Origin of the sequence: Psychrobacter sp. 1044 (assembly GCF_904846525.1) — a bacterium.
GTDB lineage: Bacteria > Pseudomonadota > Gammaproteobacteria > Pseudomonadales > Moraxellaceae > Psychrobacter.
Map to the genome: position 1 here is coordinate 53,918 of NZ_CAJHAZ010000010.1, position 21,062 is coordinate 74,979.

The window sequence follows — 21,062 nt, forward strand, 5'->3', positions numbered from 1 at the left end:
AATACAAACAGGGACGTTAGCGGCGAACTATTTTTAGTTAGTCTAATCGTTCGCTCTTATTGTGCATGTGTTGATTTACTATGATGATTTAAAAATTATTTTTCATCATCACTTACCTATGTGCCTATTCTAACCAAAGTTTTAGTTTTACTCGTTATAAATATTAGTTGACTTGTTGTTTGAGGGTAAGACATTGTTTCGCTCGATGCAGGTACTTCAATTAATAGACAAAAAAAGACCCTGAACATCCGTTTACAAAGGATGACAAGGTCTTTTTTATTTCTAAATTATCAGTGTCACAAATATGACGCTGCTACCAGAAAGACGAGTGCAAAGGGTACTTATCGCACATTAAGCGAGTCTGACGCCGTAGCAGGTCATTATTTGGTCTACTGCTTACTTAGGATTTACCATATCAGCAGGAATTACCCACTCATCAAACTGAGCTTCAGTTAATAGCTCTAGCTCAACCGCCACTTGCTTCAAGGTTTTGTTTTCTTTATAAGCAGTTTTAGCGATTTTCGCAGCATTCTCATAACCAACATGACGGTTCAATGCAGTCACTAGCATCAATGAGTTGTGTAAGAAGTCATCGATTTTGTCTTTAACAGGCTCGATACCAACGGCACAGTTTTCATTGAAGCTGTTGCAGCCATCACCCAATAGTTTGATAGATTGCAATAAGTTAAACGCGATAACTGGCTTATAAACGTTTAGCTCAAAATTACCTGATGCGCCAGCCATGCTGATCGTCACATCGTTACCCATGACTTGAGCGACAACCATCGTCAATGCTTCTGACTGAGTTGGGTTTACTTTACCCGGCATGATAGAAGAGCCTGGCTCGTTCTCAGGAATCGTCAATTCGCCTAGACCACAACGAGGACCTGATGCCAACCAACGTACGTCGTTAGCGATTTTGTTTAAGCTACCTGCTAACGTTTTTAGTGCGCCTGACGCAAATACTTCAGCATCACGAGCGGCTAGTGCTTCGAATTTGTTCGGTGACGTTACGAATGGCAAACCAGTCAAAGTCGCTAACTGCTCAGCAGCTGTTACCGCATAATCAGGATGAGCGTTTAGACCAGTACCAACCGCAGTACCGCCTAGTGGCAATTCATATAGACCTTGTAGCGCATTATCAATACGTACCAATGAGTGATCAAGTTGGCTGACATAGCCGCTGAACTCTTGACCTAACGTTAATGGAGTAGCGTCTTGTAAATGCGTACGACCAATTTTTACGATGCTATCAAACTCTTTGGCTTTAGCAGCCAATGTGTCGCGTAGTGCTTTTACCGCAGGGATCAACAAGCTGTTGATCTGACGAGCAGCAGCCACACGAATCGCTGTTGGGAAGCTGTCGTTGGTAGACTGTGCATGGTTTACATGGTCATTTGGGTGAATTGGCGTGTAGCTACCGCGCTCAGAACCAGCGATTTCATTGGCACGGTTGGCTAGTACTTCGTTCATGTTCATGTTTGACTGCGTACCAGAACCCGTCTGCCATACAACCAATGGGAACTGATCGGTTAGGCCACCATTGATGATTTCGTCAGCGGCTTGTACGATTAGGTCGCGCTTATCGCCTTCAATACGCTCAAGGCTCGCATTAGTAATTGCAGCGGCTTTTTTGACCAGTGCCATTGCTTCAATCATTGGACGCGGCAAAGTCTCGCCACCGATTTTGAAGTTTTCACGGCTACGCTGGGTTTGCGCACCCCAATAAGCGTCGGCTGGGACTTCCACGTTGCCCATGGTATCTTTTTCGGTACGAGTTGCCTGATTCTGTGTCGACATAACTACCCTCTTTGATGGTTTGTTGTATAGCTGCTTCGAAAAAAGTGCAACACACGCTGCACATAAAGGAAAATACGCTGTAAAGTGGCATTATGATAGCATGACTAGGCCGTGTTGAATATTCACAAATAGCCATTGCGGCTCTCTAAAAACAACAGCCATCATCAATTTAATACATTATTGGATAGTATATCTATGCATCCTGAGTTAAAACATTCTGAGTCTCAGATATCTACAGTGAGTAATCCGCCGAGACGGCAATTTACCCGCCAGCGTCGGCAATTAACGGCTGGCGAACGTAGACATTACGCGCGCATGGCAAGTTTGCACCTATCTAAGCTACAGCAGCGGCTACCAAAAAACGCACGTATTGGACTGTACTACGATGGCTTTGGTGAGCTACCTACTCAGCCACTGCTAACTTGGTGTCAAGGCTTAGGCTATTTACCTTATTTACCAGTCGTCGGCTCGCTTAGTCGTGCGAGCGATGGCAGCGATGATAAACATCTACGTTTCGTACCTATTTATCAATCAAAGCTGCTCAATATACCGACTCGCATTCATAGCTTAGGCATGAAGCAAAACCATCATCGCCGATTACTTTGGGCGCGAGAATTGGATGTGATTATCTGTCCGCTCGTGGCAGTAGACCTCAACGGCAATCGTATGGGCATGGGTGGCGGCTTTTATGACACGACGTTAGGCAAAAGCTATCGATCAGGGGCTAAAAGACCATTAAAGATCGGCTGGTGTTATGACTTCCAAGTAGTCGAACAATTACAGCGGCAACCATGGGATGTGCCACTAGATGGCTTAATTACGCCAAGTGGCATAAGGTGGTTTTGATGAAAGAGGATAAGCAAGCGATGGATACTAACTCTAGCGCTGATCATGTGGACGAGTATTTGCAAACGTTAGGTAACGAGGGCGCTAGAGAGTTGCGTTACTATAGTCAAGAGCAACCTTTTAGCTCTGATGAGATGACACGGCTAGTCAATGAAGAACGCTTGAATGAGTTGCTCGCGCAAAGTGATGCGTTTTTGAGTAATTTGAATGGTGAGTTGAAAGATTTTGATAAAAGTACAGATAACTAACAAATAACCCACTGGTCAATTGAAAAGCCACTATATTAGTAACCTCTTGATATATTACATGATATGGACTATTGTTTATTTTTAAATTATGAAATACAATTAATGTAAAAAATTATCATTACAATACTGGTCCAATCTACCATGAATAAAGCAAAAAAAGAGTTCATGTCACCCGCTTCATTACAAGTATGCTTTTACTTTTGGGTAATTATGTTGTTTCTCACACCAGCTGCTTATATTTATGATTACAATGATTTTGATATTGCCGAGCTGAGAAGTTTTTCTTTTGCGTTAGTTGCATTTTATACCTTTGCATTGACAACTTATATTGAAATAAAACGAATAAGGCAGCCTAATAATATATTTTTTCACCGCTTTATTGCCATAATTTCTCCTATAGTCTTATTAATTTTGCTAGTTTTATTTGGTTTATCAATCATAGACTACAGTAATGGCAATCTAAAACTAGAGCGGATTTATGATCCTGTGATTGAGTTATTTTTTCTATACCTTCTATCTAAAGGGATAAGAGACTTTAAACAAGGCTCACATAATGAAGAAATAACATTGGTTTCTTAAGATTTTTCCTAATTAAATGATTTTTTGAAAACCAAAAAGACGCTTAGAAAAGCGTCTTTTTTCATTATCTTATAACTTAGATATTTTACAACCTTACAGAACCATCGCTGCAATCCAACCAAATATCAATAATGGAATGTTGTAATGCAAGAATGTCGGCACCACACTGTCCTTGATATGGTCATGCTGACCGTCAATGTTTAGACCAGAAGTGGGTCCGAGAGTCGAATCTGATGCTGGAGAACCTGCATCGCCCAACGCGCCAGCCGTACCAATAATCGCCACGGTTGCCAATGGCGAAAACCCTAACGAGATACATAGCGGCACATAAATCGCGGCCAAAATAGGAATGGTTGAGAATGACGAACCAATACCCATAGTCACAATTAAACCAATTAACAGCATAATAAATGCAGCTATCGCTTTATTACCTGCGAATAATGACGCAGCACCATCAACCAATGGCTGAATCTGCTCAGTTGCTTTCATCACTTCCGCAAAGCCTTGCGCAGTAATCATAATAAAGCCAATCATTGCCATCAATTTGATACCATCATTAAAGACTGTATCGGCTTCACTCCATTTAACGACGCCCGTTGCCATAAAGACGCCAAAGCCAAACATTGAACCAAGCAAGAGTGAGTCGGTATACATCTGCACCACAAATGCCGTCACAATCGCGGCAAGCGCCACCAACGTTTTCATCTTGCTTTGTGTTTGCGCACTAGCCGCGGTTTTGCTTAACGCATCACCCTCTAATACTTCATCATGCGCAGCTTTATCAATTGCTAGCTGCTGATACTGGCGCGGTTTACGGTAACTGATAAATACGGCGACGAGCAAGCCTACAAACATACCCAAAGCCGGAATTGCCATGGCTTTGGTGACTGAGATGTTACTGATATCAATGCCTGCTTCACCGACGTTTTTCAGCATGATTTGATTGAGATAAATATCGCCAAAGCCATACGGAATAAACATGTAAGTAGTCACGAGACCAAAAGTCAGCAAACAAGCAATTAAACGTCTATCGATGTGCATGCGATTGAAGGCGAGCAATAATGGCGGTACCAGCAATGGAATAAAGGCAATATGAATGGGAATTAAGTTTTGGCTAAAGCAGCTCATGGTGATTAAACCTGCAAACAGCATGTATTTAATCATGCCACTGGTGCCGCCCGCATCAATGCGTTTGATCACCGCCCCTGCCAGTGACTGTGGCAATCCTGAATGCGCAATCGCCACTGCAAAAGCACCAAGTAGCGCATAGGACAGCGCAATTTGTGCGCCATTACGGATACCTTCTTGAAAGGCATTCAAAGTATCGGTCATACCCAAACCAGCGATGAGTCCGCCTGCCAGCGCACCGATTAATAAGCTGAGTACCACGTGTACACGCGCCAAAGACAGCCCTAGCATGATGATGACTGCCAGCAGTACCGCATTGATGGTCATATATTGCCTCTTATTCTGTCTGCTATAGCCTGATTAAGACCTATTAATATCTCATGGACGATAGATATCACCCTTGTCTCTAAACCACTTGACGCTAAAACTACCGTTTAAGACGCGCGTCAGTTTACCTTATTTTGCACACAAATCCTACGCACAGAACCCAATAGGTGTTAGCTAGGCACTTCTTATCCATGCTCTGTACACATTGAATGTCACCTGTTATTTAAAATTATGAATAACAATATGACTCGCAGTCTTTAGATAGATATAACTATTTTGCGCAGATAAGCGTGTGACTTTGCCCACAAGCCTTGCAATTTTATCGGTGAGCACCATTTATCTAAACATGAACCACGAACTTGACTTTACAAGTCTGGTGAACGAGGAAGAATATATGAGTGAACATAAAATTGCCCAAGACAATATCGACATCGATGTCGACGTTTCATCTACTATTGCTGATGATCAAGAGCGAGACAACGCGCCTGACGATACGACAGGTGATGTAGCTGTAACAGCTGATCGCGTTGAAGATGGTGATAGCAAAGATAGTGATGATAAAGATAATGATGACAAGGACAACACTATTGAAGACGATGACGCAAAAGACGATAGTATAAAAGGTGACGGTACAGAAAACTATTTACCACTACTGGCATTGCGCGATGTTGTCGTTTATCCGCACATGCAGATTGCCTTGTTCGTCGGTCGTGAGCCATCGGTAAAGGCCGTTGAGTTGGCACAGGCTGAGTATGGCAATAAAGTCTTGGTCGTGGCACAAAAAGACTCGCTAACCGAAGACATTGATCAAGATAACTTGTATCAATACGGTACGGTTTGCCGCATCGTCAGTACCATGCCGCATGACAGTGATGAGAATTGCATCAAAGTATTGATCGAAGGTCAATATCGTGCGCGCGTTGATAATATAGAAAATCACGACACATTATTGATGGCAAGCTTTGAGCGTGCTGACCTTGATGTCAGTATGAATGAGAGCCAGCAGAAAAACACGATTCAAGCATTAACCACATTGTTTGAAAGCTATGCCGATGCGCGTCTGCGTAATGCTCGTGAGCTGACTCGTGTGGCAAAACGTATCGATGACTTGCTTGAGTTGGTTTATTTCATATCGACCCGTGTGTCGATGGATTTAGATATTAAGCAATCATTCTTAGAAAATGATGACCTTAAAACCCATATCAACACCTTAACCGAATATTTGGTTAAGCAGAGTGCTGAACAAAATATCGAGCAAGATATCCAAGAAGCGGTCCGTCAGCAAATGGAAGACAATCAGCGCGAATACTTCTTAAACGAGAAGATGAAAGCCATTAAAAATGAGCTGTCAGATATGAATGACGGTGCGTTCGATGGCGAAGATGATGTGGCTGAGCTAGAGCAGCGTCTAGAAGATGCCGACTTGCCAGAAGATGTGCGCAAAAAAGCGGATCAGGAGCTGAAAAAGCTCAAAATGATGCCACCTGCCTCATCAGAGTCTTCCGTGGTGCGCAACTATATTGAATGGATTTTGGACACACCGTGGAATGCCACAACCAAGGTTTCGATTAATTTAGAAAAAGCAAAAACGGTATTAGACGAAGATCATTATGGCTTGCAAGATGTGAAAGATCGCATCTTAGAATACCTCGCCGTACAGTCACGAGTGAAAAAACTCCGTGGCCCTATTCTTTGCCTAGTCGGTCCTCCGGGTGTTGGTAAAACCTCATTAGGCGAGTCTATTGCCCGTGCGACTGGTCGTAAATTTGTACGTATGGCGCTTGGCGGCGTGCGTGATGAAGCGGAAATCCGTGGTCATCGCCGTACTTATATCGGTGCGATGCCGGGTAAAATTGTCCAATCACTGGCTAAAGTCGAAGTTAAAAACCCGCTATTTTTATTAGATGAAATCGATAAGATGGCGCAAGACTTCCGCGGTGATCCAGCATCAGCATTGCTTGAAGTGTTAGATCCCTCACAGAACGATACTTTTAACGACCATTATTTAGATATGGACTTAGATTTATCACAAGTGATGTTTATCTGTACCGCTAACAGCATGGATATTCCGCCTGCCCTGCTTGACCGTATGGAAGTCATTCGTTTACCGGGTTATACCGAAGAAGAAAAGGTCAATATCGCCCAGAAATATCTCGTGCCAAAAGCGATTAAAAACAACGGTCTCAAAGAAGGTGAAATTGAGATTGTTGAGGCGGCATTGCATAGCATCGTGCGTAGCTATACCCGTGAAGCCGGTGTGCGTAACCTTGAGCGTGAAGTCAATAAAATCTGCCGTAAAGTCGTTCGCGGTTCGGTTGAAACCCATGGCGCACGTGCTCCGAAGAAAGCAGAACGTCAGCTAATCGTGGTCGATGACAAAAACATCGATGACTATCTAGGTGTGCATCAGTACGACTACGGTCTAGCAGAAGAAGAGCCTGAGATTGGTCGTATTACGGGTCTTGCTTGGACACAAGTCGGTGGCGAGCTATTAACCATCGAAGCGGTGGCGATGAAAGGTAAAGGCGAGTTGAGCTTTACCGGTTCACTTGGCGATGTCATGAAAGAGTCGATTCGCGCTGCTATGAGCGTGGTACGTGCTCGCGGCGATAGCTTAGGTATCGATTACGAGACCTTTAAGACTACTGACGTCCATGTGCATATGCCAGAGGGCGCCACACCGAAAGATGGTCCCTCTGCTGGTGGTGCGCTAACGACAGCGTTAGTATCCGCTTTAACTGGTATTGCTATTCGTCCAGATATTGCGATGACAGGCGAGATTACCTTACGCGGTAAAATCCTGCGTATCGGTGGTCTAAAAGAGAAGCTGCTAGCTGCTCATCGAGGCGGTATCAAGCATGTGTTGATTCCGGCGACTAATGAGCGTGATTTGGCCGATATTCCTGATAACGTTAAAGCTGGTCTGACCATTCAGCCAGTGGCAACGATTGATGAGATATTGAAGGTTGCCTTGGTCAGTATGCCAGTTCCGCTTAAGCCTGCGAAAGTGACGGTCGATAAAACTGCAGGGAAAGCGCTGCATAATTAATCTGATTAGTTACTAATCCAGTCTTATAAATCAGAAAGCCGCTCATCATAACGATGGGCGGCTTTTTTTTTGGCAAAAATAAAGAACACTCTTAATAATACCTTATGCTATATTTTAGACAAATGTTGATGTAGTAACGAAAATGACTTTAAACCGCTTAACTCTATCTTTATTGCTCGCTATCTCTTTTCCAGCAGCGCTAATAGGCTGTCAGTCCAATATTGCAAAAGATAACTCTATACCTACTAACTCAATGATGACTGGCTTTAGCACTTCTACCCCAATATCATATCAGCCCATCATAAAAACTGAAAAGCTGGAAGAAAAAATTGTAGTGGTAGCTGATGAAACAGCTAACGAAGTTACGACGCTGCAATGGGCAAGTAATTATCATTGGCAGTTAACACAAGTTGAAGACAAAAAAAGCAACGCTATTAATATTAACACTGACGCGCCGATTACTTTAGAAGTAGCGCCCAGTTCGTTAAGCTTGTTTCAAGGCTGCCAACATTTTGCTATCAGATTCGTATGGATGTCCGCACCGCCTTTTGAGTATGGTAGCGAGCTCAGAGAAAGACCCTCGACCTGCAAAAATGCTCCTGAAAACAAAGCAAATGAAGCAAATGAAGCAAATATCAAAAAGTTATTTCCTAACGATAATAATATTATTAAGTTAGATGTTGAGCTATTACCAGTCGCAAAAAGCAAACTCGTTAATACTCAGATTGTATCAAAAAACTTGGTCGTTAAAATCGAAAATGGCAATACGTTAACATTTGATGGTACACCTAGGACATTTAAAGAACCGACTGGACTGCCTATTGATAAAGCATTGTTAGAGCGCTATGACTGGCGACTGGTTAGCGCCGTTCGTAATACCATTAATGACAAAGGGCAGGTAATATCTCGACAGTCTATTGGTTATTTTTATCATCCAGAGTTTCCAGTGTCGCTAAAATTTAGAGGGTATGACGATAGTCAATACGCATTTTTTAGTTCTGGCTGCAATGGTATCGGTGGTCCTTATATTTTGATGAAAGATTATACATTGATAGTTGGCTCGGGACCACAAACGCTCATGGGCTGCGGTGTTACTGGTAATAGAATTGAGGGCGAGCTTGCTAAGCTTATCAGGAATAGCAAAAGCATTCTTAGTTTGAGTTTGCAACCTTCACAATCAATATCGCCAACAGCAGATAATCAGACTGATATGCCTCGCTATAATTTATTGCAAACGATGGAGACTGGCGAAACTCTAGTATGGCAAAACGAAGTAAAGAAAATACCGTAAACAATTTTCAAACCCATACGATACTTACATTTATTAACCGATTGTTGCGCATTTGATGAATAACTATATCTAATCCTTAGCTATACTGATGACGACATTAACGAATGTTTATAGAAATCAAAAGGTATTTATCTATAAACCTTCAAGAGTTAGCTTTTTATCAAAAATAACTAAATATTAAAAATAATTGGAGATAATAATGAATAAGACGATGCTTGCAAGTGCGCTATTATGTGGTTCAACGTTGGTAATGACGGGTTGTCAAACCGTCGAAGGTCAAATGCAAACCGGCAATCCACTGAGCCAACCTGCGCTAAAGTCGACTATCAATGCAGTCGCTGGTAATAAAAATGAAGTGGGTCAAGTATTTTTACGTCCAGTTGATGGCGGCGTACAAGTCTACGGTAAGCTGATGAATTTGCAGCCAGGCAAAACGGTATCACTACATATTCACGAAACAGGCAGCTGTGCTGATATGGGTAAAGCGGCAGGTGGTCACTTTAATCCAGATAATAAACCACACTCTAACCCTGACGACATGAATGGTCATGCTGGCGACTTGCCTAACCTGACTGCCAATGCAGATGGCGTGGCTACTATTAACTATGTGAATAAGAAAATCTCTGTCGCTGATGCTGGTAAATATAGCGTTAATCGTCTAGCCTTTATCGTGCATAGCGGTGCTGACGACTATACTAGCCAACCAGCTGGTAATGCAGGCGACCGCGTTGCTTGCGGTATCATCGAAAAGAACTAATAGCATCTGAACTTAGCTGTTATTGATATCACAAATATGAATAGCACAAAAAAACCTCTTAGAATCTAAGAGGTTTTTTTATTTAAAATTTTATAGCTTAAAACAATATTGGTGATACAGAAGCTCATATATTAACAATCAATCACCAATATAAAAGGTAAAGGAGACTTACTCCTCTACCCATTTGCCATTACGCCAATACACACCCCAACGTGTGGCCTTACCGTTTTTCTCAGAGCCAATATATTGCTCCTTCTTCTTACGTGACCAGCGTAGAATAGTTGGATTACCATCTGGATCTTCATCTGGACCTTCAAAAAGATACTGGAATTTATCTTCCATTTTATCTTTGATTTCGCGTAGCTCAGCCAGCTTTGGTGCGCGTGTCTCGCGTACTTTCGGGAATTTAGACGCCGCCAAGAACATCCCAGCTGCTCCTTCACGCAAGATAAAGTAATCATCGTGCTTGGTTGATTTCAGCTCTGGTAGATGAATAGGATCCATGCGCGGCGGTGCGGCTTCGCCTGTTTTTAGCACTTTACGCGTATTATCACATTGCTGACAAGCGAAGTAAGGACCAAAACGTCCCGTCTTTAGCTCCATTTGTCCATCGCACTTATTACAGTCAATGGTTGGAGAATCAGAGCCAGGCACTTCGAACTTGCCTTCTTCTAAGACATAACCATCACAATCAGGATTGTTACCACACACATGCAGTTTCAGACCGCCATCGACGATATAACCATTCATTGCCGTGCTACATTTCGGGCAACGCTTTTTCTCCATCAAATCGCGAACTTCTGCCGCTTCATCATCACCTTCTGCCTCATCAAGATTGGCAAAAGCTTCGACGGGCATTAAATTCTTAGTGCCTTTACAGCGCTCTTTTGGCGGTAAATTATAGCCAGTACAACCTAAGAATACACCCGTTGAGCCAGTACGTAATTGCATTGGACGATCGCAAAGATCGCAATGCACGTCTGGTACGTCAGTGGGATCATTTGGACGCATGCCGTCTTTTTCTTTGGCGCGATCAAGCGTTGTTTTGAAGTCGCCATAGAAATTATCGAGGACATCTTTCCAATCTGTATCGCCTTCTGCGACATGATCAAGCTTGTCCTCTAGCGCGGCGGTAAAGGTATAATCCATCAAATCTGGAAAGCTTGCAGTCAGTCTGTCGGTGACGATATCACCCATTTTTTCAGCAAATAAGCGCTTGTTCTCAAGCTTCACATAGCCGCGATCTTGAATGGTCGAGATGATAGACGCATAAGTTGATGGACGACCGATGCCTTTTTTCTCAAGCTCTTTCACCAAACTTGCCTCGGTATAGCGCGGTGGCGGCTTGGTGAAATGCTGACTCGGATCGAGCTTATCTAGTATTAATTTATCGCCTTTTTTCACATCTGGTAATAAGGTATCGTCAGTTTTTGCCGGTGGCATAACCTTGGTGTAACCATCAAATACTAACGTACGACCACGTGCTTTTAGCTCGACATCATTGGCAGCGACGAATAGATTCACTGACAAGTATTTTGCTGGCAGCATCTGACAAGCGACAAACTGCCGCCAAATCAGCTCGTACAGGCGGATGGCATCACGCTCAACCCCTTTAAGCTGCGTTGACTTCATATTGACGTTAGATGGACGAATCGCCTCATGCGCCTCTTGTGCGCCTTGTTTGTTGCCGTAGAAATTTGGCTTTTCTGGTACGTATTTTGCGCCATAGCTGTCTTCGATATAGCCACGTACCGCAGCAAGTGCATCACCAGATAAGAAAGTCGAATCGGTACGCATATAAGTAATATGACCCGCTTCATATAAGCGCTGTGCCAAAATCATGGTCTTTTTAACTGAAAAGCCCAATCGTGTGCTGGCTGCTTGCTGCAATGTCGAGGTGATAAATGGCGCACTCGGACGCGATTGCGTAGGCTTCTCTTCACGCTCTTTGACGATAAAGTCACTTGAGTTAAGAATTTCTAAGACTTTATCTGTCTGCTCTTTATTAACGAGCTTAAGCGTTTTGCCGCCTTGCTTGGTCGCCTCTAAGCGAATCGCAATTTGCTCAGAGTCCTCTTTGCTACTGGCAACGTGAGTATCGGCATGAATTTGCCAATACTCTTCTGGTATAAAGGCGCGGATTTCATGTTCTCTTTCTACGACCAGACGCATAGCAACGGACTGGACGCGACCTGCAGAGAGACCGCGAGCAACCTTTTGCCACAGCAGCGGCGATACCATGAAGCCAACGACACGGTCTAAAAAGCGCCGCGCTTGCTGAGCATTGACACGATCGATATCAAGTTTGGAGGGCTGCTTAAAGGCATTTTGAATGGCGGATTTGGTAATCTCGTTAAAAACCACACGCTCATATTTACTGTCTGGACCACCGATGACTTCTTTAAGATGCCACGCAATCGCCTCCCCCTCTCTATCCATATCCGTTGCCAAATAGATTTTGTCAGCGTCTTTGGCTAAAGCTTTCAGCTCTTTAATAACCTTAGTTTTATTGGGTAATACTTCATAAACTGCTGCCCAATCATGTTCTGGATCGACGCCCATGCGCCGTACCAAGGCTTGCTGGGTTTTTTCTTCCTTGCTTAGACTGTCATCTTTTTTGGTCGTTGTTGGTTTTTTTGCACTTTTGCTTGCGCCAACTGGTAGATCACGGACATGACCAATACTGGAGCGCACGATAAAGTCATCGCCAAGGTATTTATTGATTGTTTTTGCCTTGGCAGGTGATTCTACAATCACCAAAGACTTGCCCTTTGGACTGCCTTTGGGATTACCAGAAGCGGGCCCTGGACTTTTTTTGGTTGCGGTTTTTGCCATATGTGACGACACCATTATTATATGAGTAAATTAAAAGTAAGAATAAATACAGCAGCATGGCAATTTATAATTGTGAGTTATAGTAGCGCGGTGAATCATTATAGTAATAGCTGCTTAAAAAAACGTTTATAAAACAAACAATAACCATAAGATAAAGAGTCAGTTATAAAGACGTTACACTGCTAAGCGTTACACTGTCAACTGTAAATGACTGAGAGTTTGCCAAAAGTGCTTGCATATTGCTTATAAATGGAGATTAAAAAATGATTTTCTACCTTGTAGCTGTTTTATAGGCGCTTTTGCATCTCTGACGCCCATTGTTCAAGCTGTTTTTTGAGCACCAATAAATCTGCTTCAATCAATTTTTGCTGATAAGCAGGATTGGATGAAGGACGCACATAAGCGATATCTTCCCAATAAATCACGATACTATTCGCCTTAGTCAGCAAACCTTTAACAAACGGCTCAATACTGACTGGCAAGTCTAGCGGCGCTTTATCCAAGCTAAAATTGGTCTTCTTGATAATCGTATTATTAGTGCTGTTATTAGCACGAATCGCACTTGGAATCGTGAGCTTAACATCATTTTTGCTTGTATCAACAAAACTACTATCTGGTCGCCATTGCCCATCAATCACTTGATAGCGCGTGTGCGGCAGCTGCACATCATCTAACACTAAACAGTATTGACCTAACATTCCACGCCCATATTCGTTGTCTTTACCTTTGATCCAATCAGGACAACTCACCAGCTTTGGATTCAATTGTAAACGACGCGCGGTCATGCGCAGCTTATCCAAACGCTGATCGATACCGTTAGGTTTGAGCGCCATCATACTCCCTAATACAAATAGTACAATGATAACGCCAATGAATGTTCCCATGATGGTCCGACCTTTTGGATAAATGAAAATGTACTAAAAAATAAAACCGCTACTATCTATACAACAGGCTAAAACAAAGACAGTGATTACCCAGCTAACTATAAAAAAGCAATCATCGATTGTTTGAGCAGTAACTTTTTAACCAGTCATTTTCTAACCAGTAGCGTTCTAATGAGCGGCTGTTTCACGAATGATTGTCTAAATACTGGCTACTATATAGAAGCTTATAATGAGCACGAACCGTTAAAAATCAAGCATGATAAGTTGATAATCACCAACCACTCACGTTTTCGAATCTCGATGGCTTGGCTATATGTGCTAATAGATCAAACACTTAGCTCGAATAAAAAACAGCATAAAAACGAGATACAAAAAGTTGTCAGCATCAAAAAGTGCTATGATAAACCATAATTTTAAACGCGCGCAGGTTTATTATGAATTATCTTCTTAAGCGAAACTCATCGACCGCTTCACTAGCGAGCAAATGTGTCCATAAACTCATGAGTAAAACTGGGCTTACCCTCTCGCTAGTAGGCGCTGCCTTATTTACCCTATCAGGCTGTGCAACGACGCAAAGTCTCACTCCGCAGCAATGTCAGGAAAGCAACTGGCAAGAAGTCGGCTATGCTGATGGCTTGCAAGGGCGTTCAGGTGCTTATTTTGGTCACTATGCCGATAGCTGCGCAAAGGTAGGTGGTCCCATACCCAACCGCATACAATGGGAGCAAGGGCGACAGCAAGGTCTCAAAAGCTACTGCACCGAGCTCAATGCTTATAAACTTGGTCGCGAAGGCTACGACTGGCAGCCCGTTTGTCCGCTCGAAGGCATCGAAAAGCTAGAAGAAGCTTACGCGCAAGGACGTTACTACTATATCCGCCAACGTGATCTCGATTACCTACGTTCGCCTTATCCGTTTGGCTACGGGCCTGGGCGCTTTGGTTACGGCTATCATCCCTTTGGCTATGGCTGGTAAAAAGAAAACCCCAATGAGTACTTAATTTGAGGTTTAAGTACTCATTGAGGCTGGAGAAAAGTTTATTATTTTTGTTTTATTATTATATTAGCTACCTTTTTGATGGTTGGTTGGCTATCTAGCGAACATCATATGATAATCATGTCTTTTATAGACTCGCCTTATTCATTGACAAAGGCTATCTTCGTAAGTCCTGCTTGACTGGCAGCGGCTAGCACTTGAGCGACCGTGTCATACTTACTGTCTTTGTCAGCACGCAATTGTACAGAAGGGTCTTTACCTCCAGCACTTTGCTGCTGTAACCGTGCCTCTAACTCCTCCATACTAATCGCATCGCTGTCCCAAAATATCCCTGCGTCTTTATCGATGCTAATTTGAATAGCCTCTGGTGGCGCCTCATTTAACGCAGCGCTGGTCTTCGGTAACTCTAGTGGCACTGTCGGATTCAGTACGGTCGCCGTCAATAGAAATATAATCATCAATACCAGCATGATGTCGATAAGCGGAATGAGGTTCATCTCACTCATACTTTGACTGTCATCATCACCCAATTGAAATGCCATAATTACTCTCAATACATTTGGTTATTCGCAATATAGCTCGCTTGACTATCGCCTAACGAACTGCCCCATCAATGGATAATCGTTAAGGCTGCGACGCGGCTGAACTATGATAATGAGTCACTTGCTGAGCATCTGCTGTGTTTGAGTGCATACCCTTTGCTAACGAATCTTGGGTAACAGTCGATTTGCTGTCCGTTAACGGCTGCTGGGTAACGACCATTTCGGCAGAACGTGCCAATAAGTCATGCGCTCTATCGTTGGCGTGATACATCACACGGCGATTGATACGCACTGCAAGGTTATAAAATACCACGGCTGGAATCGCCACGGCGATCCCCAAACCTGTCATGATAAGTGCCTCACCGACTGGCCCTGCTACTTGTCCCAAGCCTGCTTGCCCACTCATGCCAATGTTATGTAGCGCATGAAAAATTCCCCATACCGTCCCAAACAAACCGATAAATGGCGCAATTGCGGCTGTCGTCCCAAGAATAGGTAAACCGCGCTCGCTGGCAAAACGGTAACGACCAATATGCTTGAGCAAGACCTGCTCAGTAACCAAACGGCGAGTAGTGGCATCTGCTGCTATCATCTCAGCCTGTTTTACTTGAATCTGCTGACTCAAATCATCTGCAACATTGGCGGCCAATTTGCGGCTTTGTAGCACACGAATGATGCCTGTCACCCAAGAAAGAATAGATAAAGCAAGCAACAAAAAGAACAAAGTTTTTGTCACCATGTCGCTGATTTGCCAGTATTGCATAAAGTCCATGTCAGACTCCTTTGTATTTTATTACCATTGTTCGATTATTTGCGATTGCGCCAATGCTTGGTACTAATAACCATGTATTTATGGCACATTATAAGTAACAGGTAATGTCACATTACCGACGACTGGCACGCCATTTTTAGTAAAAGGTCTGAATTTTCCAGAGCTTACTTGACGCTGCGCCTCTTTATCTACTATTGAATTGCCTGAAGATTGAGCAACGCGGGCACTATCAATACCGCCCTGCTTATTCACTCTTAATATCAATACCACTTTGAATGTATCACCCGAAGATGCTCTACGAGCGGCGCGAGTAGGAAAGCTAAAGTTTGGCGCTGATGCCCAGTCTGCAGCACTAGCAGTAAAGCTCACAGGTTCATTACTTGCAGCGGCTGCTGCTTTTTGCGCGGCATCTTTAGCCGCTTTGTCTTCTGCTGCTTTTCTGGCATTCGCTTCGGCTTGAGCTTCTCGGGCAGCCTTGGCATCGGCTATTCTCTTAGCGTCTTGCACTGCTCTATCATGGGCTTCTTGAGCGGCCTTTTGTGATTCTGCTGCTAGAATCTTACGTCGTTCTTCAGCTTCACGTTGACTATCAGCCATTGAGGTATCGACTTTCGATTCTACTATTGGCTTTTTCGACACCTCTTTTTTAATAATATCCGGCTTCTTTTTTTCTACTTTTACGACAGGTGCTATATCAGCCTTTTTGGCTTTTACCACCGGTTTTTCTGGTGTATTTTGCTTAGCCTTCACTACTGGAGCTGCTTTAGGTTTTGACGGTGCTTGTTTTTTAGGTTCAGGTTTTGACTCTGTTTTAGGCACTGCTTTTTTGGGCGTTACTTCCTGAACTTTTTCTACTTCAGGGACGGCTGTTTTGACAGGTAACGTCACCATCTCTATCTCGATAGGTGGCGTGTTTTTTTTTGGTTCAACTTTTATCTCAGGCGTCTTGATCGCCACCAATGCGACTGCCGTCAGCACGTGCAAGCCCACCACTATAATAATAGCTGCGAGTATCAATTTAAGTGGTGGCGCGTCTAAATCCGTTGAACTCATAACACCCTAATATTCATTAACCGAGGTAGAATGGCGTAGATAATAATGCAAACGATAATTATTATCAATAATAAATTTATAATAATTTTGCTTATCAGGCAAATAATCGGCTAATCATTTAGCGTTATTAATAAGCAAAATCTGCTTAGTCATTCGACCATTCTATCTCGAATATCGCTATACAGACTTATTGTGCCAAGGCAGTCAAACCCCATGAATACGGTGACGTAATAAAAACCATTATCATTTGTATTGATAATGAGTCTCAATTAATTTATCATAGCCCCTAATCGACTGCGAATCTTTAAGATTACAAAATCTCAAGATATTAAGGCATGTTGAACATCTCAATAGCTAAGCGTAAAACAACCAATGAAAAATCATAACGTCAAAAGTAATACCGTCGAGCATTGTATGGTGTGAAGCATCACATCGATGAAGTTCTTTTTACTTTTATATGACCGATTATTTGATACATCCTTTGTCCAACCAGCTGATATACTGAGTTATTTATGTCTATTATTTTATTGCCTAACCGCTCTACTCCTTTTTTCAAACGCTCTTTACTGACTGCTATGATGACCGCACTGGTTGCTACGATCAGTGTGACAGGTTGTAGCTCACCTGAATCTAACGACTCCGAGCCCGCTGACGCTAAGACTGAAAATCAAACAGCAGATCATGCCTCGAATGTCGCTAATAACGATGCGGTCTCTGTTGAAAAAATCACGGTCGACACGGTAAAAGGTAATGTCGACTTGGCAATGAATCCATCGCCGTTGGTGGTCTATGATATGACATTGATGCAGGATTTGGCCGCGCTTGATGTTGCTGTCGATGGCATGCCAAGCGGTCTAAAATTAGACAATTTACACTCTAAAACACAGCCTGAACCAAAAACAGTCGGCACCGTATTTGAGCCATATCTTGAGGCGTTGAACGCGATGCAGCCGCAAGCTATCTTGGTCGGCTCACGCATGGCAGAAAAATATGATGCGCTATCCAGTATTGCGCCAACGCTCGACATGACGATTGATACGGCAAATATCTATGAATCGAGCAAGCAGCGTTTGCATGATTTGGGTGCATTGTTCGGTAAAAGTGCTCAAGCAGCGAAACTGCAAGGCAATATCGACGGGCTCATTGATGAGACTAAAACATTAACCAAAGATAAAGGTAAAGGCTTAGTGGTCATGGTCAATGGCAATAAGCTGTCTGCCTACGGCGACAAATCACGCTACGGTTTCATCCATACCGTGCTGGATATTCCAATGGCAGATGACCAAATCGCCGATGCGCGCCACGGTCAGCCAATCTCGTTTGAATACATACAAAAAACCAATCCAGACTGGTTATTCGTCGTCGATCGCAGTGCCGCCATTGGTGAAGATGGTGCTGGTGCCAAAGCCGTATTGGACAATCCATTGGTCGCGCAAACCAACGCATGGAGTAAAAATCAAGTGGTTTACCTTAGCCCAGACTCATATCTTGCCTTTGGCGGTTATTATCAATGGATGCAGGATTTGACGACCATTAAAGAGGCTTTTGCTAACGCTAAATAGATGATGCGTTAAATGAGCGTCATTCATTTTTAGGCAACTGTCATCACTGTCAGTTGCCAACCCTCACTTTAAGCCAGTAGCTGATATGCCGTTATTTTCCTCTCGTGCGCAGACCAGCGTCAAAGCCCGCCCTACTTTACCAGCCGCATCAACGAGTTGGCAAAAAAGCGCAAGCCGTGGTCTAAGTTCTAAAAATCGCCGTGCTTCTATACCGCCGTGGCTCATCAACACGGGCAGCCTCATTATTATGGGGCTTTTGGTGTTATTAAGCTTATCAATTGGTGTGGCTGATTTTTCGTGGTCAGGTATATTTCACAGCCTTATCAACCATAGCGCCAACTCCGACAGCTCACTGCTACTGGTCAGTCGCCTACCGCGTACCATCGCTATTATCTTGACCGGTGTTTCCATGGCAGTTGCTGGGATGATTATTCAAGTGGTGCTCAAAAACCGCTTCGTTGAGCCATCGATGGTCGGTGCAACTCAAAGCGCCGCACTGGGATTACTGGTGGTTAGCCTACTATTTCCAGCCAGTGCGCTCATTGTCAAAATGGGTGTAGCTACCATCGCCGCGGTATTTGGCATGATGCTGTTTATGCTACTGATTCATCGTATTCCGCCGACGGATTTTTTGATGATCCCACTGATTGGTATCGTCTTTGGCGGTATCATTGAGGCAGTGACGACTTTTATCGCCTATCAAACAGAATCGTTACAGATGCTCAGCGTCTGGCAATTTGGTGATTTCTCTGGCGTCTTAGCAGGTCGTTACGAGCTGCTGTGGCTGACAGGCGGACTGTGCGTGCTGGCGTATATCATTGCTGACAAACTGACTATCGTCGGTTTGGGTGACAATATCGCGCTCAATTTAGGCATCAGCAAACGACAAGTGACATGGGTTGGCGTTGGCATGGTGGCGATGATGAGTGCGGTTGTCGTTGTCACCGTTGGCATGATTCCTTTTATTGGTTTGGTCGTGCCTAATATCGTCAGCCGATTGATGGGGGATAAATTGCGCCGTAGCTTACCAGCGGTGGCATTATTGGGCGCTTCGGCAGTGCTATTGTGCGATATTATTGGACGCTCGATTCGCTATCCATTTGAAGTGCCTGTGGCGACGGTTTTTGGGGTGGTCGGTACGGTACTGTTTTTATGGCTATTATTACGTGCGCCTGCTGAACAATAAAATAACTCGCTATAAAGTTTTTTATTCATAATGACTGATTAAACCTCTTTGCCTCTTCTCTTTCTTTTATCGTTGTTTTGTCTGATTAGATAAGCCTAGCACTATAGGATTTACGCATGTTTTCACCGTCTAAGCCTAGCGCCGCAGCCAATAACACTCTAGATGACAGTGCTTCAGAAAATAACGACAAAACTACTTTTGGACAAAGTTGTCTTGCGCGACTCTGGACATTTATAGTCAGTCACCCAAAATCCATAGCCGCTATCATATTGCTGATCTCAGCCATCCTATTTTTGACAGTCAATGTCAACGGCCATTGGGACTTTGCGCTACCACTTCGAGGTAAGAAATTACTGGCGTTAATGGTCGTCGGTTATGCGATTGGCGTATCGACCTTATTGTTTCAAACCTTGACCCACAACCCTATCCTGACGCCATCACTGTTGGGTTTTGACTCGCTATACGTTTTATTACAAAGCCTGTTGGTTTTCTTTTTGGGTGCAATAAGTTTTACCAGTATCAATCCTCTTGCCAAATTCACCCTTGAAATTGTTTTAATGTTTGGCGCGTCATTATTATTATTTAAGCTGCTGTTTTCAAAAAGCAGTCAAGATTTGACACGACTAATATTGGTCGGCGTTATCTTTGGGGTATTGTTTCGTAGCTTATCAGCCCTGATTGCCAGATTGATCAATCCTGATGATTTCGTCGTCGTGCAATCTGCCAGTTACGCGCAATTTAATACGGTCAATCCGCAGCTGCTTGGTATCAGCATTGTTATCTGTGCCATTAGCGCGCTATTTATCTGGCGCTGGCGTTATCAATGTGACGTATTGATGCTTGGCAAATCACAAGCCATTAACCTCGGTATCAATTATCAACGCCTAGCGTTTGGACTATTAACGGTCATTGCGGTATTGGTCGCCACGGCAACCTCATTGGTCGGTCCAGTGACTTTCTTTGGTCTGTTAGTTTGTGCGCTAACCAATCGTATCGCTCGCCATATGTATCACAGCGAGCGTCTGATATTGGTCTGTTTGGTGGCGATGATTTGCTTGGTACTCGGTCAGACGATATTTGAGCAACTATTGGGCATGGCAGGGGTACTATCGGTGGTCATTGAATTGGCTGGTGGTTTGGTATTCTTAATATTGATTTTTATGACTCAGCGTCGTTAATACCACGCTTATCTAATAATCATTGACCTA

General features: G+C 43.5%; 17 protein-coding genes. 10 read left to right on the plus strand and 7 right to left on the minus strand.

Features of this window, described 5'->3' with window-relative positions:
* Positions 1 to 396: 396 nt before the first annotated feature.
* A complete protein-coding gene (gene fumC, locus JMX82_RS08525; RefSeq protein ID WP_201540204.1) occupies positions 397 to 1,800 on the minus strand; it encodes a class II fumarate hydratase in 1,404 nt (467 codons plus the stop codon).
* Between the two features lie 195 nt (positions 1,801 to 1,995).
* On the opposite strand from fumC, the gene JMX82_RS08530 reads away from it, so the two are divergent.
* The 3 genes from JMX82_RS08530 (at position 1,996) to JMX82_RS08540 (ending at position 3,473) form a co-directional block, all read left to right on the plus strand.
* Positions 1,996 to 2,646, plus strand: coding sequence for a 5-formyltetrahydrofolate cyclo-ligase (locus JMX82_RS08530; RefSeq protein ID WP_201540205.1), 651 nt, complete (start codon positions 1,996 to 1,998; stop codon positions 2,644 to 2,646).
* Positions 2,646 to 2,894 (plus strand): hypothetical protein, encoded by a 249-nt coding sequence (locus tag JMX82_RS08535; protein ID WP_201540206.1) that lies wholly within the window; start codon positions 2,646 to 2,648, stop codon positions 2,892 to 2,894. Before JMX82_RS08530 ends, JMX82_RS08535 begins: the two co-directional genes overlap by 1 nt.
* A 141-nt stretch (positions 2,895 to 3,035) precedes the next feature.
* Complete coding sequence (locus tag JMX82_RS08540; protein WP_201540207.1) at positions 3,036 to 3,473, plus strand: hypothetical protein; 438 nt, start codon at positions 3,036 to 3,038, stop codon at positions 3,471 to 3,473.
* A gap of 93 nt (positions 3,474 to 3,566) precedes the next feature.
* Here the strand turns inward: JMX82_RS08540 and JMX82_RS08545 are convergent, their stop codons facing one another.
* A complete protein-coding gene (locus JMX82_RS08545) occupies positions 3,567 to 4,928 on the minus strand; it encodes a Na+/H+ antiporter family protein (RefSeq protein WP_201540208.1) in 1,362 nt (453 codons plus the stop codon).
* Between the two features lie 616 nt (positions 4,929 to 5,544).
* Between JMX82_RS08545 and lon the strand changes: the two genes are divergently transcribed.
* From lon to JMX82_RS08560, 3 genes are all read left to right on the plus strand, one after another.
* Positions 5,545 to 7,977: an endopeptidase La gene (lon, locus tag JMX82_RS08550; protein WP_201540275.1), complete on the plus strand. Its 2,433-nt coding sequence runs from the start codon at positions 5,545 to 5,547 to the stop codon at positions 7,975 to 7,977.
* A 142-nt stretch (positions 7,978 to 8,119) separates the two neighbouring features.
* A complete protein-coding gene (locus tag JMX82_RS08555; protein ID WP_201540209.1) occupies positions 8,120 to 9,268 on the plus strand; it encodes a hypothetical protein in 1,149 nt (382 codons plus the stop codon).
* Between the two features lie 199 nt (positions 9,269 to 9,467).
* Complete coding sequence (locus tag JMX82_RS08560; protein WP_198329377.1) at positions 9,468 to 10,025, plus strand: superoxide dismutase family protein; 558 nt, start codon at positions 9,468 to 9,470, stop codon at positions 10,023 to 10,025.
* A 168-nt stretch (positions 10,026 to 10,193) separates the two neighbouring features.
* Here JMX82_RS08560 and topA read toward each other — a convergent pair whose 3' ends face one another.
* Positions 10,194 to 12,860, minus strand: a complete 2,667-nt coding sequence (gene topA, locus JMX82_RS08565) for a type I DNA topoisomerase (protein WP_201540210.1) — start codon at positions 12,858 to 12,860, stop codon at positions 10,194 to 10,196.
* A gap of 287 nt (positions 12,861 to 13,147) precedes the next feature.
* A complete protein-coding gene (locus JMX82_RS08570; RefSeq protein ID WP_201540211.1) occupies positions 13,148 to 13,744 on the minus strand; it encodes a hypothetical protein in 597 nt (198 codons plus the stop codon).
* A 500-nt stretch (positions 13,745 to 14,244) separates the two neighbouring features.
* Between JMX82_RS08570 and JMX82_RS08575 the strand changes: the two genes are divergently transcribed.
* On the plus strand, positions 14,245 to 14,718 hold the full coding sequence (locus tag JMX82_RS08575; protein WP_201540212.1) for a DUF2799 domain-containing protein: 474 nt from the start codon (positions 14,245 to 14,247) through the stop codon (positions 14,716 to 14,718).
* Between the two features lie 161 nt (positions 14,719 to 14,879).
* Here JMX82_RS08575 and JMX82_RS08580 read toward each other — a convergent pair whose 3' ends face one another.
* From JMX82_RS08580 to JMX82_RS08590, 3 genes are all read right to left on the minus strand, one after another.
* Positions 14,880 to 15,281, minus strand: coding sequence for an ExbD/TolR family protein (locus JMX82_RS08580; RefSeq protein WP_045444454.1), 402 nt, complete (start codon positions 15,279 to 15,281; stop codon positions 14,880 to 14,882).
* 82 nt (positions 15,282 to 15,363) lie between these two features.
* Positions 15,364 to 16,053 (minus strand): MotA/TolQ/ExbB proton channel family protein, encoded by a 690-nt coding sequence (locus JMX82_RS08585; RefSeq protein WP_201540213.1) that lies wholly within the window; start codon positions 16,051 to 16,053, stop codon positions 15,364 to 15,366.
* 78 nt (positions 16,054 to 16,131) lie between these two features.
* Positions 16,132 to 17,106: an energy transducer TonB gene (locus JMX82_RS08590; protein WP_201540214.1), complete on the minus strand. Its 975-nt coding sequence runs from the start codon at positions 17,104 to 17,106 to the stop codon at positions 16,132 to 16,134.
* A 512-nt stretch (positions 17,107 to 17,618) separates the two neighbouring features.
* Here JMX82_RS08590 and JMX82_RS08595 point away from each other — a divergent pair.
* From JMX82_RS08595 to JMX82_RS08605, 3 genes are all read left to right on the plus strand, one after another.
* The gene (locus JMX82_RS08595) at positions 17,619 to 18,668 is read left to right on the plus strand and encodes a siderophore ABC transporter substrate-binding protein (RefSeq protein ID WP_201540215.1); all 1,050 of its coding nucleotides are present in this window, start codon (positions 17,619 to 17,621) and stop codon (positions 18,666 to 18,668) included.
* Positions 18,669 to 18,753: 85 nt separating this feature from the next.
* A complete protein-coding gene (locus JMX82_RS08600) occupies positions 18,754 to 19,854 on the plus strand; it encodes an ABC transporter permease (protein ID WP_201540216.1) in 1,101 nt (366 codons plus the stop codon).
* A 116-nt stretch (positions 19,855 to 19,970) separates the two neighbouring features.
* Entirely contained in the window at positions 19,971 to 21,032 is a 1,062-nt protein-coding gene (locus JMX82_RS08605; protein WP_201540217.1) for an iron chelate uptake ABC transporter family permease subunit, read from the plus strand.
* Positions 21,033 to 21,062 lie beyond the last annotated feature (30 nt).

Bases quoted from the DNA above. Each gene is read 5' to 3' on its own strand.
- JMX82_RS08580 (WP_045444454.1), bottom strand. From the start codon at position 15,281: ATGGCATTTCAATTGGGTGATGATGACAGTCAAAGTATGAGTGAGATG.
- JMX82_RS08560 (WP_198329377.1), top strand. From the start codon at position 9,468: ATGAATAAGACGATGCTTGCAAGTGCGCTATTATGTGGTTCAACGTTG.
- JMX82_RS08530 (WP_201540205.1), top strand. From the start codon at position 1,996: ATGCATCCTGAGTTAAAACATTCTGAGTCTCAGATATCTACAGTGAGT.
- JMX82_RS08545 (WP_201540208.1), bottom strand. From the start codon at position 4,928: ATGACCATCAATGCGGTACTGCTGGCAGTCATCATCATGCTAGGGCTG.
- JMX82_RS08575 (WP_201540212.1), top strand. From the start codon at position 14,245: ATGAGTAAAACTGGGCTTACCCTCTCGCTAGTAGGCGCTGCCTTATTT.
- JMX82_RS08590 (WP_201540214.1), bottom strand. From the start codon at position 17,106: ATGAGTTCAACGGATTTAGACGCGCCACCACTTAAATTGATACTCGCA.
- fumC (WP_201540204.1), bottom strand. From the start codon at position 1,800: ATGTCGACACAGAATCAGGCAACTCGTACCGAAAAAGATACCATGGGC.
- JMX82_RS08570 (WP_201540211.1), bottom strand. From the start codon at position 13,744: ATGGGAACATTCATTGGCGTTATCATTGTACTATTTGTATTAGGGAGT.
- JMX82_RS08595 (WP_201540215.1), top strand. From the start codon at position 17,619: ATGTCTATTATTTTATTGCCTAACCGCTCTACTCCTTTTTTCAAACGC.
- JMX82_RS08600 (WP_201540216.1), top strand. From the start codon at position 18,754: ATGCCGTTATTTTCCTCTCGTGCGCAGACCAGCGTCAAAGCCCGCCCT.
- JMX82_RS08585 (WP_201540213.1), bottom strand. From the start codon at position 16,053: ATGGACTTTATGCAATACTGGCAAATCAGCGACATGGTGACAAAAACT.
- JMX82_RS08605 (WP_201540217.1), top strand. From the start codon at position 19,971: ATGTTTTCACCGTCTAAGCCTAGCGCCGCAGCCAATAACACTCTAGAT.
- JMX82_RS08535 (WP_201540206.1), top strand. From the start codon at position 2,646: ATGAAAGAGGATAAGCAAGCGATGGATACTAACTCTAGCGCTGATCAT.
- topA (WP_201540210.1), bottom strand. From the start codon at position 12,860: ATGGCAAAAACCGCAACCAAAAAAAGTCCAGGGCCCGCTTCTGGTAAT.
- JMX82_RS08540 (WP_201540207.1), top strand. From the start codon at position 3,036: ATGAATAAAGCAAAAAAAGAGTTCATGTCACCCGCTTCATTACAAGTA.
- JMX82_RS08555 (WP_201540209.1), top strand. From the start codon at position 8,120: ATGACTTTAAACCGCTTAACTCTATCTTTATTGCTCGCTATCTCTTTT.